We start from the raw sequence: 12,446 nt of genomic DNA on the forward strand, positions 1-12,446 counted from the left end.
CGGCGCGGGGCTCGATCCGCCGCTTCGGGTGAGAATGGCGGCAACTCAAGCCGTCAGGAACCACCCGCATGAAGACCAAAGCCGCAGTCGCCTGGAAGGCCGGCGCCCCGCTCACGATCGAGACCGTCGACCTCGAAGGCCCGCGCGCCGGCGAGGTGCTGATCGAGGTCAAGGCGACCGGCATCTGCCACACCGATTACTACACGCTGTCCGGCGCCGACCCGGAGGGCCTGTTCCCGGCGATCCTCGGGCACGAGGGTGCGGGCATCGTGGTCGACGTGGGCCCGGGCGTCACGAGTCTGCGCAAGGACGACCACGTCATCCCGCTCTACACGCCCGAATGCCGGCAGTGCAAGTTCTGCCTCTCGCGCAAGACCAACTTGTGCCAGCTGATCCGCGGCACGCAGGGCAAGGGGCTGATGCCGGATGCGACCTCGCGCTTCAGCCTCGACGGCAAGCCCATCCTGCACTACATGGGCACGAGCACGTTCAGCAACTACATCGTCGTGCCCGAGATCGCGGTCGCGAAGGTGCGCAGCGACGCTCCGTTCGACAAGATCTGCTACGTCGGCTGCGGCGTCACGACCGGCGTCGGCGCGGTGCTGTTCACCGCCAAGGTCGAGGCCGGCGCCAACGTGGTCGTGTTCGGGCTGGGCGGCATCGGCCTGAACGTGATCCAGGGCGCGAAGATGGTCGGTGCGGACAAGATCATCGGCGTCGACCTGAATCCCGAGCGCGAGGCGATGGCGCGGCAGTTCGGCATGACGCACTTCATCAACCCCAAGACGACCGAGAACGTCGTCGACGCGATCGTGCAGCTGACCGACGGCGGCGCCGACTACAGCTTCGAGTGCGTCGGCAACACGAAGCTGATGCGCCAGGCGCTGGAATGCACGCACAAGGGCTGGGGCCGCTCGATCATCATCGGCGTGGCCGAGGCCGGCGCCGAGATCAGCACGCGTCCGTTCCAGCTCGTCACCGGCCGCAAGTGGGAAGGCTCGGCCTTCGGCGGCGCACGCGGCCGCACCGACGTGCCGAAGATCGTCGACTGGTACATGGACGGCAAGCTCAACATCGACGACCTGATCACGCACCGGCTGAAGCTCGAGGACATCAACCAGGGCTTCGAGCTGATGAAGAGCGGCGAGTCCATCCGCTCGGTGGTCCTGTACTGACATGCAGGGCGAACGGACGATCGTCACGCTCAGCGAGCACGCCTGCTTCGGCGGCGTGCAGGGCTTCTACCGACACCAGTCGGAAGAGACCGGCACGCCGATGAAGTTCGGCGTGTTCGTGCCGCCGCAGGCCCGGACCGCGCCTGTGCCGGTGCTGTTCTACCTGGCCGGCTTGACCTGTTCCGAAGAGACCTTCGCGATCAAGGCGGGCGCGCAGCGCCATGCGGCCGAGCACGGGCTGATGCTGGTCACGCCCGACACCAGCCCGCGCGACACCGGCGTCGACGGCGCCGACGCGGCGTGGGACTTCGGCACTGCCGCCGGCTTCTACCTCGACGCGACCGAGGCGCCCTGGCGCACGAACTGGCGCATGGGCAGCTACGTGACGCGCGAGCTGCGGCGCCTGGTGCTCGCGCACTTCCCGGCGCGCGAGGACCGCGTCGGCCTGTTCGGCCACTCGATGGGCGGGCACGGCGCGCTGACGCTGGCATTGAACAACCCGGGCCTGTACCAGAGCGTTTCGGCGTTCGCCCCGATCGCCGCGCCGATGCAGTGCCCGTGGGGGGTGAAGGCCTTCACCGGCTACCTCGGCGACGACCGGGCGGCCTGGGCGCGCCACGATGCGACCGAACTCGTGAAGGCCGGCGCCCGCGTGCCGCCGCTGCTGATCGACCAGGGGCTGGCGGACAAGTTCCTGGCCGAGCAACTGCACCCGCACCTGTTCGAAGCCGCGTGCGCCGCGGCCGGCCAGCCGCTCACGCTGCGCCGCCACGAGGGCTATGACCACGGCTACTACTTCATTGCCACGTTCATGGCCGACCACCTGGCGCACCACGCCAAGCACCTGAGCGTCGGATGACCCTGGATCCGCTGCACGGCGTGACCCTCGAGGCCATGGTGACCGAGCTGGTCGCGTATTTCGGCTGGGAGGAGCTGGGCGCGCGCATCCAGATCAACAGTTTCAACACCGACCCGAGCATCAAGTCGAGCCTGAAGTTCCTGCGCAAGACGCCGTGGGCGCGCGAGAAGGTCGAGGGCCTGTACTTGTTCATGCGCCGCGAGCAAGCGCGCACGAGGCGATCACCATGACCCATCCCGCCATCAAAACCCCATTGCCGTTCGGCGGCTGGCCCTCGCCCGTCACCGCCGAGCTGATCGCGGGGGCGACGATTCGCCTCGGCCAGATCGCGCTGCGCGGGTCCGAGATCGTCTGGAGCGAGGGGCGGCCGCAGGAACAAGGGCGCAACGTGCTCGTGCGGCGCGCCGCCGATGGCGCGCTCGCCGACCTGAGTCCCGCGCCGTTCAACGTGCGGACCCGTGCCCATGAATACGGCGGCGGCGCGTTCGCGCTGCTGGCGGATGGCGGCGCGGTCTTCAGCCACTACGACGACCAGCAACTGGTCCACGTCGATGCGGCCGGCGCCGCGAAGGCGCTGACGCACGACGCCGACCAGCGCTACGCCGATGCGATCGTCGACCCGGCCAGACGCCGCCTGATCGCCGTGCGCGAGGACCACCGCGCCGGCGCTGCGGACGCGGTCGCGACGATCGTGTCGATCTCACTCGACACCGGCGCGGCCCGCGTACTTGTGGAAGGCCACGACTTCCTCGCCAGCCCCGCCCTCAGCCCCGACGAGCGCCAGCTGGCGTGGCTCGCCTGGGACCACCCGAACATGCCCTGGGACGGCTGCGAACTCTGGCTCGCCGACGTGGCGGCGGACGGATCGCTCGGTACGCCGCGGCGCATCGCCGGCGGTGCGCAGGAGTCGATCTTCCAGCCGCAATGGTCGCCGCGCGGCGAACTGCATTTCGTCAGCGACCGCAGCGGCTGGTGGAACCTGTACCGGCTGCGCGACGGTGCAACGCAGCCGCTGCATCCGATGGCCGCCGAGTTCGGCGAGCCGCAGTGGGCGTTCGGCATGAGCCGCTACGGCTTCGACGCGACGGGGCGCATCGTCTGCGCGGTCAGCCAACGAGGCGTGACGCGGCTCGCGACGCTCGATCCGGAGACCGGCGCGTTCGAGTGGCTCGCGACGCCGTTCTGCACGATCGAGTCGCTGCGCGTCGGCGCGGACTTCGCGGCCTTCGTCGGTGCCACGCCGACGCAGGCGAGCGCGGTGGTGCGCCTGGACCTGGCCAGCGGCGCTCACGAGGTGCTGCGCAGTTCCAGCGCGGCAAACGCGGAGGTGGACTTCCTGTCGCTCGCCGAGCCGATCACCTTCCCGACCGAGGGCGGCCTCGACGCTCACGCCTTCTTCTATGCGCCGACGAACCGCGACGCCCGCGGCCCCGACGGTGAGCGCCCGCCGCTGATCGTGATCACGCATGGCGGCCCGACCGGCACGACCGACGCCGGCTTCAAATGGTCGATCCAGTTCTGGACCAGCCGCGGCTTCGCGGTGGTCGACGTGAACTACGGCGGCAGCAGCGGCTACGGCCGTGCCTACCGCGCGCGGCTCGACGGGCAATGGGGCGTCATCGATGTCGACGACGCCATCCATGCGGCGCGCTTCCTGATCGCCCGCGGTGACGTGGACGCCGACCGCATCGCGATCCGCGGGGGCAGCGCCGGCGGCTACACGACGCTGAGCGCGCTGACCTTTCGCCATTTCTTCAAGGCCGGCGCAAGCCACTACGGGATCGGCGATCTCGAGACGCTCGCCACCGCCACGCACAAGTTCGAATCCCGCTACCTCGATCGCCTGATCGGCCCCTACCCGGCCCAGCGGGCGCTGTACCGCGCGCGCTCGCCGGTGCACCACACCACGCAGCTTTCGAGCCCGATGATCCTGTTCCAGGGGGCGGAGGACAAGGCGGTCCCGCCTTCGCAGGCCCAGGCGATGTACGACGCGGTCGCGGCCAAGGGGCTGCCGGTCGCCTACCTGCTGTTCGAGGGTGAACAGCACGGTTTCCGCCGCGCTTCGACGATCCGGCGCGTGCTCGAAGCCGAACTGTTTTTCTACGGCAGGGTGTTCGGCTTCGCGCCGGCCGACGCGATCGAGCCGGTCGAGATTCGAAATCTGCCGGGCTGACTTTCCTTCACGTCCACTTGCACCTTGAATCGTCTGCTGACAGGCAGGCGTGCGTGCGCGCGTTAGGGTCGAGCGAGGAGGAAAGTGACACATGAAGTCATCATGGCGAACCGCCTGGCAGGGCCAGGACATCGTCGTCTACCGCAACGACACCGAGGTCGATCGCCTGCATGCGCCGGACATCGACCGGGTGCTGCTGGTGCATCGCGCCTCGGGCGATTCCCCTGGCGACCTGGTGCAGGCGGTCGTCGAGATCGGCGACGCCTGCCTGATCTTCCCCGCCGACACCGGCTTTGCGGGCCGCGTCAACTTCGAGCGTCAGGCCTTCTGGGCCGACAAGGGCTGCGTCTACTGGATCAATGAATCGCGCGCGCCGCTGCCGCTGCGACTGCGCCGCGGGCGCTGGTTCCTCGGCCTGACGCACCCGGTCTTCATGCGGGTGCCTCGCGCCGACCTGGCCGCCCTGATCGAGCGCTGGCCGGTGCAGGGCCCGCAGACCTGGGAACAGCGCAAGTGGCGCCGGATCGAACTCAGCCGGCCGTTCGGCTCGGAGCACGCCGACACTCGCCTGCGGGCCTGATCAGCGAGCGAACGTCACGGCGCCAGAATGAAAAAAACCCCGCCGGAGCGGGGTTTGTTCATGGCGCGAGGTCGCTCAGGCGGCCGGCTTGGCAGCAGCCTTCTTCTTGGCGTGCTTCTTGGCGTGGGCCTTCTTGACCGGCGCGTCCTTCTTGACGTCCTTGGCGGCGGGCGCGGCCGGGGTGGCAGCGGCGGCCGGAGCAGCCGGCGTGGCCGGAGCGGCGGCTTGGGCGAAAGCGCCCATCGAGAAGGCGGAGGCGATCAGAACAGCGGCGAGTTTCTTCATGATGTGGTTCCTGGCAGGAATGAGAGCGCAAGTGCTCGGGAGTCACAACGTGGCCTGCCGCGGGCCGGTTGACACCGCCGTCAACGAAATATCGGGTGCGCAAGCGATTCGGCGACGGTCAGCACCGGCGTCACGCAGGCGTCCGCGGTCTCGAACACGGCAGCCCAGTGCGTCAGCGGTTGCGTGGCGAACAGCGCCGCGATTTCGGCCCGCAGCGCCATCGACGCCGGCGAGCCGATCGCGAGCCCGCGCGACCAGTGCTGCGCGGCCCATTCCGGCCGGCCGACCGCCTCGCACAGCGCCTGCCAGAACTTGGGCTCCAGCGCGCCCACCGCCAGATGCCGCCCGTCGGCGGTGCGGTAGACGCCGTAGCACGGCGCGCCGCCCGACAGCAGATCGCGCCCCGGCGCCGGCTCACGGCCGGTGGATTGCAGCGTGAACGTGGCCAGCACGTGGTGGCGCAGCACCTCGTGCGCCATCGACACGTCGACGAAGCGCCCGCGCCCCGTGCGTTGCGCGCCGAGCAGCCCGGCCAGGATGCCGGTGACCGCGGCCTGCGTGCCGCCCATTAGGTCCCCGATCTGGAAGTTCGGCACCGCCAGCTCGCCGCTTTCGGTCGTGGCGATCTGGCCGAGCACGCCGGCCATCGCGATGTAGTTGATGTCGTGCCCGGCGCGATGCGCCCAGGCGCTGCGTTGGCCGTAGCCGCTGATCGCGCACATCACCAGCCGCGGGTTGGCGGCGCGCAGCACGGCCCAGCCCAGGCCGAGCTTGTCCATCACGCCGGGGCGAAAGCCCTCGACCAGCACGTCGGCATCGCGGACCAGGTCGATCAGCGCGGCCGCGCCCTCGGGCGCCCGCAGGTCGAGCCGGGACAGTTCCTTGCCGCGGTTCAACTCGCGGAAGCTCAGCGCGGGCTCGCCGGCGGCGCGCTCGGCCGGCGTCTGGCTCATCGTGCGGGTGCCGTCGTCCTGGCCCTGCCCGGCCGGTCCCTCGATCTTCAACACCTGCGCGCCCATCTCGGCGAGGTGGCGGGTGGCGAGCGGGCCGGGCAGCAGCCGGGTCAGGTCGATGACGCGGATGCCGGCCAGCGGCAGATCGGCGTCCAGCGGCGCGGCGCTCAAACGAAGCGGCCCTCGCGCACCCACTTGGTCGCGACCCACTTCTCGCCCTCGATGACCGGCGCGCCGCCGTGCAGCGAGCGGGTCGCCGGGTGCGCGCGGTCGTAGCTGAAGAAGACCGCGTTGCCGCGAACGGGCGACACGTCGAGCTGCACGTCGGGGAAGGTGGTGGCGCCGCCCTGCGTCGGCGTGTTCAGGTAGCAGACCAGCGAAGCGACCCGCTGCCCGCCGCGCTTCAGGATGCTCGGCGTGCCGGAGTGCGCCGGGTCGAAGTAGTCGTAGTGCGGCTTGTACTCGGCGCCGGGCCCGTAACGCAGCACCTGCAGCCCCTCGCCGTTCTCGAGCGGCCAGCCCATCAGCGCGGCCATCCGCGCCTCGATCCGGGCGACGACCGGGTGCTCCCCGCGCTCGAAGAACATGCCCTGGCTGGTGCGCGCGTCGTTGACCTCGCTGGCGCCGGTCTCGGTCTGCACGGTCTCCGAGCGCGCGAGCCGGGTCCGCGCCAGCGCGATCATCTGGTCGCACTCGTCGTCCGACAGCAGGCCGCCGAAGACGATCACGCGCGGCGTGTGCATCGTCATCAGCACCTGCACGTCGCGGTCGTGGGCGCGGAGCATCGTGCGCGGGCCGTTCGGCAGCGGTTCGGGCACCGGCACCGCGGGCGGCAGGACCGTCTGCTTGACGCGGTCGTCGAGGTAGCCGGTCAGCACCTGCTCGAGTGCCGCGATCGCGGAGTCCTCGTTCCAGCCGCTGGCCAGCATCGATTCGAGCACCACCTCGGGCTTGTGCCCGGCGGTCGCCTGCTCGATGATCCAGGCCCGCAGTTCGGGCGTCATGGGCTGCTGTTCGCTCATGCCGACGATTCTGCAGCAGCCGCGCGGCTCAGTCGACCCGGCGGCGGAACACCAGGCGGTCGCGCTCTGACGCACTTGCGTCGAAGCGGTAACCGTCGGCGTCGAAGGTCTTCAACCCGGCGACGCTGCCGATCCGGTGCTGGATCGCGTGCCGGGCCATCAACCCGCGTGCCGGCTTGGCGAAGAAGCTGATGATCTTGTACTCGCCGTTCTTCCAGTCCTCGAACACGCACTCGACGACGCGCGCCGCCAGCACCTTCGTGCGCACGGCATGGAAGTATTCCTGCGACGCCAGGTTGACGACGACCGGCGCCTTCGCGTCCGCCAGGCGCTCGTTCAGCTGCTCGGCGATCGTGTCGCCCCAGTACGCGTAGAGATCGGCGCCGTGGCGGTTCGGCAGCCGCGTGCCCATCTCGAGTCGGTAGGGCTGCAGCCGGTCGAGCGGGCGCAGCAGGCCGTGCAGTCCGCTGAGGATCGCGACATGCTTCTGCGCCCAGCGCAGGTCGGCGATGGTCAGCTCCTTGGCCTGCAGGCCGCCGTACACGTCGCCGTCGAAGGCGAGCACGGCAGGCTTGCTGTTGGCCGCGGTGAAGCGCGGCGACCACGCGGCGTAGCGGGCTACGTTCAGCGTGGCGAGCGCGTCCGACAGGTCCATCAGCTCGGCGACGTCGGCCGCATCGCGTTGGCGCATCAGCGCGATCAGCTCGGCGGAGCGGTCGACGAACAGCGGGTCGGTGGCGAGTTTGGCGACGGCCTTGGGCGTCGGCGTGTCGTAGTCGAGCGACTTGGCGGGCGAGAGCAGGAACAGCATGGCGACGATTATCGCGATGCGGCACCTCAGTGAAAGTCGCGGCTGCGCGTCGCCAAGCCCTGCAGCAGCTCGGAGTGGTCGATCGCCTTCATCACCACCAGGTGCATCACCGCGCCGTCGCGGTCGCCTTCGGGCCCTTCCTGACGCTGCCAGCGGCCGAACAGCGTCAGCAGTCGCGCCGCCAGCAGCGGCTGGCGCTGCGACTCGACCACCGACGGCCAGACGATCGCGTTGACGGTGCCGGTGTCGTCCTCGATCGTCACGAACATCGTGCCCTTCGCGGTCTCGGGCCGCTGGCGGTGCGTGACCAGCCCGCTGGCGCGCGCCAGCCGGCCGTTCGGGTACTCGCGCAGCACGACGGCCGGCTGCACGCGGAAGCGCGCCAGCGTCTCGCGCAGCAGCGCAACCGGGTGGCGGTTCAGCGTCAGGCCGAGCGCGCGGTAGTCGGCCAGCGTCTCCTCGGATTCGGCCGGCGCCGGCAGCCGCAGCGCCGTCTCGGCGGTCCGGCTGTCGCGCAGCAGCGGCGTCGGCCGGGTGTCGATGCCGGCGACCGACCAGGCCGCCTCGTGGCGGTGACCGCTGAGCGTGCGCAGCGCGTCGGCCTGCGCCAGGCATTGCAGGTCGTTGGCATTCAACGATGCGCGGCGGGCCAGGTCTTCGGCGTCGAGGAACGGTGCCTGGGCACGCGCCGCGACGATGCGCTCGGCGGCCTCCGCGGCCAACCCGGCGATGCGGTCGAGGCCGAGCCGCACCGGGTGGCGCGGCAGGCGCTGCAGCGGCAGCGGACCCGCGTCACTGGCCACCACCGCCACCGTGCCGGGCGCGGCCTCGAGGCTGCTCTCGCAGCCGCTGATCGTCACGTCGACCGGCCGCACCTCGACGCCGTGCGCGCGTGCATCGCGCACCAGCTGCGCCGGCGCGTAGAAGCCCATCGGCTGGCTGTTGAGCAGCGCCGCGAGGAAGGCGTCGGGGTGGTGGCACTTCAGCCAGCTGCTGACGTAGGCCAGCAGCGCGAAGCCGGCGGCGTGGCTCTCGGGGAAGCCGTACTCGCCGAAGCCCTCGATCTGCTTGAAGATGCGCTCGGCGAAATCGGCGTCGTAGCCCTTGTCGACCATGCGGCCGACGAGTTGCTGATGGTAGTGGCCGAGGCCGCCGCGACGCTTCCAGGCCGCCATCGAACGGCGCAGCGCATCGGCCTCGCCGGGCGTGAAATCGGCGGCGATCATCGCGATCTGCATCACCTGCTCCTGGAAGATCGGCACGCCCTTGGTGCGCTTCAGCGCGGGCTCGAGCGCGCGCGGGTACGCGATCTCCTCGTCCTTCAACGCCCGGTTCTTCAGGTACGGATGCACCATGCCGCCCTGGATCGGCCCGGGCCGCACGATCGCGACCTCGACGACCAGGTCGTAGTAGCAACTCGGCCGCAGCCGCGGCAGCATGCTCATCTGCGCCCGGCTCTCGATCTGGAACACGCCGACCGTGTCGGCGCGGCAGATCATCTCGTAAGTCTCGCGGTCGTCGTCGGCAATGTCCTGCACTGCCAGCGGACGGCCGGCCTTGTCGCTGAGGAAGCCGAGCGTGCGCCGCAGCGCGGTGAGCATGCCCAGCGCGAGGATGTCGACCTTGAGCAGGCGCAGCTCCTCGAGATCGTCCTTCTCCCACTGGATCACGCTGCGGTCGGGCATCGCGGCCTGCTCGACCGGCACCAGCTGCGACAGCAGCCCTTTCGAGATCACGAAGCCGCCCGGGTGCTGGCTCAGGTGGCGCGGGAACTCGATCACCTGCGCGGTCAGTTCCATCCAGCGCTGCACGATCGGCGACTCGGGATCGAAGCCGTTCTCGCGCAGCCGGTCGGTCGCGATGGAACGGCCGTCGAACCACTTGTGGCCCTTGGCGACCGCCTCGATGCGCTGCAGGTCGATGCCGAGCGCACGGCCCATGTCGCGCAGTGCCGAGCGCGGGCGATAGCGGATCACGACCGCGGTCAGCGCGGCGCGGTGGCGGCCGTACTTGCCGTAGATGTACTGGATCACCTCCTCGCGGCGCTCGTGCTCGAAGTCGACGTCGATGTCCGGCGGCTCGTTGCGCTCGATGCTGATGAAGCGGCCGAACAGCATGCTGGCGCGGCGCGGATCGACCTCGGTGATGCCGAGGCAGTAGCAGACCAGCGAATTCGCGGCGCTGCCGCGGCCCTGGCACAGGATCTTTTCGCCGCGCGCCCAATGGACGATGTCGGCCACGGTGAGGAAGAAGCGTTCGAAGTCGCACTGCTTGATGAGCGCCAGTTCTTCCTCGATCTGCAGCCGGTAGTGCTCGGGCAGCCCGCCCGGAAAGCGCTTGGGCGCACCGGCGTAGGTGAGCTCGCGCAGGTGACTGCTCGGCGTGGCGCCGGGCGGCACGATCTCCTGCGGGTACTCGTAGCTCAGCTCGTCGAGCGAGAAACGGCAGCGCGCCGCCCACGCGACGCTGTTCTGCAACCACGCCGGCTCGTACAGCGCCGCCAGCCGGCCGCGCGAACGCAGGTGCTGCTCGGCGTTCGGCTGCAGCCGCAGCCCGCAGGCGGCGACCGGCGCGCCCAGGCGCGTGGCGGTCAGTGCGTCCTGCAGCGGCTTGCGCGAGCGCAGGTGCATCAGCACGTCGCCGGCCGCGACGATCGGCAACCCGGTGAAGGTGGCGACGCGCCGCACCACGGCGCGCAGCGCGGCGTCGCCGGGACGGCGCAGCAGCTCGAGCGCGATCGCGGCGCGGTCCTGGAACCACTGCTCGAGCCAGACCGCGTGCGCGAGCACCTCGTCGTGCGGCTGGTCGGCATCGGGCACCAGCAGCACCAGGCAATCGGGCAGGCCGGCGAGCGTGGCTGCGTTGGGCACCAGCCCTTCGAGGTCGCCGGGGTGCGCCAGGTACTCGCCCTTGGGTGCGCGCCGCCGCGCCACGGTGATCCAGTGCGAGAGGTTGCCGTAGCCGCGCCGCGTCTGCGCCAGCACCACCAGCCGCGCATGCGGCACCGGCGCCGCGTGGCGCGGCGCGCCGGCCGAAGGCGGCAGCGTGAGCCGCATCTCGGCACCGATGATCAGCGGCAGGCCGGTCTCGCGCGCCGCGACATGCGCCCGCACCACGCCCGACAGCGAGCACTCGTCGGTGATCGCCAGCGCCGCATAGCCCAGCGCGTGGGCGCGCTCCACCAGCTCGGCCGGGTGCGATGCCCCGGTCAGGAAGCTGAAGTTGCTGCGGCAGTGGAGCTCCGCGTAGGCGGGCAGGTCGAGCATGATCTCTGATACTGTATAAACATACAGCTTATCGCACCGCCGCAGCGGCCATCCAAAATGAATGCAAGTGGCTAAAATGCATGCATCGAATGCATCTAGGAGCGACCGCATGGCCATGCTCACCGTTCGCAATCTGCCCGAGGAAATTCACCGCGCGCTGCGCGTCCGTGCGGCCCAGCACGGCCATAGCATGGAGGCCGAGGTGCGCGAGATCCTCGAATCCGCCATCAACCCCGCGGGGCGCGTGAAGCTGGGTTCGCTGCTGGCCGACATGGGCCGCCAGGCCCGCCTGAGCGACGAGGAGTTCGCGGTGTTAGAGCAGGTGCGTGACAAGGCGCCCGCCCGCCCGGTGAGCTTCGAGTGATCCTGCTGGACACCAACGTCGTGTCGGAGCCGTTGCGCCACGCGCCCGAGCAGCGTGTGATCCGGTGGATCGACGCCCAGGCGATGGAAACCTTGTTCCTCTCCGCCATCACAGTGGCCGAATTGCGTGCGGGCGTGGCGTTGCTACCGGCCGGCAAGCGGCGCACGGGGCTCCAAGAGAACCTGGAGAAGCGCGTGCTGCCCCTGTTCGCCGGCCGCGTGCTGCCCTTCGACCTGAACTGCACGCCGGCCTATGCCGCACTGACCGCCAAGGCTCGCGCGGCCGGCTTGGCCGTTGCGGCGGCCGACGGCTACATCGCGGCCATCGCCGCAGCCCACGGGTTGGCCGTCGCCACACGGGACACCGGCCCGTTCGCGGCGGTGGGCGTGGCGGTCATCAATCCCTGGCTTGCTTGAATCGCGATGGCCCGTTATGTCGCCTTCCTCCGCGGCGTGAGCCCGATGAACGCCCGCATGCCGGAGTTGAAGCAGGCGTTCGAGACCGGCGGGTTCACGAACGTGCGGACGCTGCTGTCGAGCGGCAATGTCGTGTTCGACGCGCGCGCCGCGGCCATCGATCAATTGCAGCGGCGGGCCGAGGCGGCGATGCGCGCGGGCCTCGATCGCAGCTTCGACACGATCGTGCGGCCGGTGCTGGCGCTGCAGCAGTTGATCGCGTCCGATCCGTTCGCGGCGTTCGACCTCGGGCCTTCGCACAAGCGGATCGTCACGTTCCTGCGGCAGCCCGCGGACGCCCAATTTGCGCTGCCGCCCGAACGCGACGGCGCACGGATCCTGAAGGTCTGTGGCGGAGAGGTGTTGTCCGCCTACCTGCCGAACGACAAGGGGCCGGTCTTCATGAGCCTGCTCGAACGCAGCTTCGGCAAGACGATCACGACACGCACGTTCGATACTGTCAGGAAATGCGCGCAGGCCTGACCTGACGACGCGCGTCACTC

Annotated in this window: 13 protein-coding genes; 8 read left to right on the forward strand and 5 right to left on the reverse strand. The window is 70.1% G+C overall.

Annotated features, from left to right (window positions below; genetic code table 11):
* Positions 1–68 precede the first annotated feature (68 nt).
* The 5 genes from ASC76_RS07020 to ASC76_RS07040 all read left to right on the forward strand — a co-directional run bounded on the left by ASC76_RS07020 (position 69) and on the right by ASC76_RS07040 (position 4,787).
* Positions 69–1,175: an S-(hydroxymethyl)glutathione dehydrogenase/class III alcohol dehydrogenase gene (locus ASC76_RS07020; protein ID WP_056464300.1), complete on the forward strand. Its 1,107-nt coding sequence runs from the start codon at positions 69–71 to the stop codon at positions 1,173–1,175.
* A gap of 1 nt (position 1,176) precedes the next feature.
* Positions 1,177–2,034, forward strand: a complete 858-nt coding sequence (gene fghA, locus ASC76_RS07025; protein ID WP_056464302.1) for an S-formylglutathione hydrolase — start codon at positions 1,177–1,179, stop codon at positions 2,032–2,034.
* Positions 2,031–2,264: a VF530 family DNA-binding protein gene (locus ASC76_RS07030; RefSeq protein ID WP_056464304.1), complete on the forward strand. Its 234-nt coding sequence runs from the start codon at positions 2,031–2,033 to the stop codon at positions 2,262–2,264. Before fghA ends, ASC76_RS07030 begins: the two co-directional genes overlap by 4 nt.
* Positions 2,261–4,207: a S9 family peptidase gene (locus ASC76_RS07035; RefSeq protein ID WP_056464306.1), complete on the forward strand. Its 1,947-nt coding sequence runs from the start codon at positions 2,261–2,263 to the stop codon at positions 4,205–4,207. The genes ASC76_RS07030 and ASC76_RS07035 overlap by 4 nt, the downstream gene beginning before the upstream one ends.
* Positions 4,208–4,298: 91 nt before the next feature.
* A complete protein-coding gene (locus ASC76_RS07040) occupies positions 4,299–4,787 on the forward strand; it encodes a hypothetical protein (RefSeq protein ID WP_056464308.1) in 489 nt (162 codons plus the stop codon).
* Between the two features lie 75 nt (positions 4,788–4,862).
* On the opposite strand, the gene ASC76_RS07045 is transcribed toward ASC76_RS07040, so the two are convergent.
* The 5 genes from ASC76_RS07045 to ASC76_RS07065 form a co-directional block, all read right to left on the reverse strand.
* Complete coding sequence (locus tag ASC76_RS07045; RefSeq protein ID WP_056464310.1) at positions 4,863–5,072, reverse strand: hypothetical protein; 210 nt, start codon at positions 5,070–5,072, stop codon at positions 4,863–4,865.
* 80 nt (positions 5,073–5,152) lie between these two features.
* Positions 5,153–6,196, reverse strand: coding sequence for a CaiB/BaiF CoA-transferase family protein (locus ASC76_RS07050; RefSeq protein WP_056464312.1), 1,044 nt, complete (start codon positions 6,194–6,196; stop codon positions 5,153–5,155).
* A complete protein-coding gene (locus ASC76_RS07055; protein ID WP_056464313.1) occupies positions 6,193–7,047 on the reverse strand; it encodes a 2OG-Fe(II) oxygenase in 855 nt (284 codons plus the stop codon). The genes ASC76_RS07050 and ASC76_RS07055 overlap by 4 nt, the downstream gene beginning before the upstream one ends.
* A gap of 28 nt (positions 7,048–7,075) precedes the next feature.
* Positions 7,076–7,858, reverse strand: a complete 783-nt coding sequence (gene yaaA / locus ASC76_RS07060; RefSeq protein WP_056464315.1) for a peroxide stress protein YaaA — start codon at positions 7,856–7,858, stop codon at positions 7,076–7,078.
* A gap of 26 nt (positions 7,859–7,884) precedes the next feature.
* Positions 7,885–11,124: an error-prone DNA polymerase gene (locus ASC76_RS07065; protein WP_056464317.1), complete on the reverse strand. Its 3,240-nt coding sequence runs from the start codon at positions 11,122–11,124 to the stop codon at positions 7,885–7,887.
* Between the two features lie 109 nt (positions 11,125–11,233).
* On the opposite strand from ASC76_RS07065, the gene ASC76_RS07070 reads away from it, so the two are divergent.
* The 3 genes from ASC76_RS07070 to ASC76_RS07080 are packed head-to-tail and all read left to right on the forward strand — an operon-like array spanning position 11,234 to position 12,426.
* Positions 11,234–11,488, forward strand: a complete 255-nt coding sequence (locus ASC76_RS07070) for an Arc family DNA-binding protein (protein WP_056464318.1) — start codon at positions 11,234–11,236, stop codon at positions 11,486–11,488.
* Positions 11,485–11,904 carry a PIN domain-containing protein gene (locus ASC76_RS07075; protein WP_056464319.1) on the forward strand — a complete coding sequence of 140 codons (420 nt, stop codon included), beginning with the start codon at positions 11,485–11,487 and terminating at the stop codon, positions 11,902–11,904. Before ASC76_RS07070 ends, ASC76_RS07075 begins: the two co-directional genes overlap by 4 nt.
* Before the next feature lie 6 nt (positions 11,905–11,910).
* Positions 11,911–12,426 (forward strand): DUF1697 domain-containing protein, encoded by a 516-nt coding sequence (locus tag ASC76_RS07080; RefSeq protein WP_056464321.1) that lies wholly within the window; start codon positions 11,911–11,913, stop codon positions 12,424–12,426.
* The last annotated feature ends 20 nt before the right edge of the window (positions 12,427–12,446 follow it).

The sequence above is a fragment of the Rhizobacter sp. Root404 genome (assembly GCF_001425865.1).
Taxonomy (GTDB): Bacteria; Pseudomonadota; Gammaproteobacteria; order Burkholderiales; family Burkholderiaceae_C; genus LMDS01.

Excerpts from the sequence above, each read along its gene's own strand:
- ASC76_RS07045 (WP_056464310.1), bottom strand. The coding sequence starts at position 5,072 with ATGAAGAAACTCGCCGCTGTTCTGATCGCCTCCGCCTTCTCGATGGGC.
- ASC76_RS07055 (WP_056464313.1), bottom strand. The coding sequence starts at position 7,047 with ATGAGCGAACAGCAGCCCATGACGCCCGAACTGCGGGCCTGGATCATC.
- fghA (WP_056464302.1), top strand. The coding sequence starts at position 1,177 with ATGCAGGGCGAACGGACGATCGTCACGCTCAGCGAGCACGCCTGCTTC.
- ASC76_RS07020 (WP_056464300.1), top strand. The coding sequence starts at position 69 with ATGAAGACCAAAGCCGCAGTCGCCTGGAAGGCCGGCGCCCCGCTCACG.
- ASC76_RS07070 (WP_056464318.1), top strand. The coding sequence starts at position 11,234 with ATGGCCATGCTCACCGTTCGCAATCTGCCCGAGGAAATTCACCGCGCG.
- ASC76_RS07035 (WP_056464306.1), top strand. The coding sequence starts at position 2,261 with ATGACCCATCCCGCCATCAAAACCCCATTGCCGTTCGGCGGCTGGCCC.
- ASC76_RS07030 (WP_056464304.1), top strand. The coding sequence starts at position 2,031 with ATGACCCTGGATCCGCTGCACGGCGTGACCCTCGAGGCCATGGTGACC.
- yaaA (WP_056464315.1), bottom strand. The coding sequence starts at position 7,858 with ATGCTGTTCCTGCTCTCGCCCGCCAAGTCGCTCGACTACGACACGCCG.
- ASC76_RS07040 (WP_056464308.1), top strand. The coding sequence starts at position 4,299 with ATGAAGTCATCATGGCGAACCGCCTGGCAGGGCCAGGACATCGTCGTC.
- ASC76_RS07080 (WP_056464321.1), top strand. The coding sequence starts at position 11,911 with ATGGCCCGTTATGTCGCCTTCCTCCGCGGCGTGAGCCCGATGAACGCC.
- ASC76_RS07065 (WP_056464317.1), bottom strand. The coding sequence starts at position 11,124 with ATGCTCGACCTGCCCGCCTACGCGGAGCTCCACTGCCGCAGCAACTTC.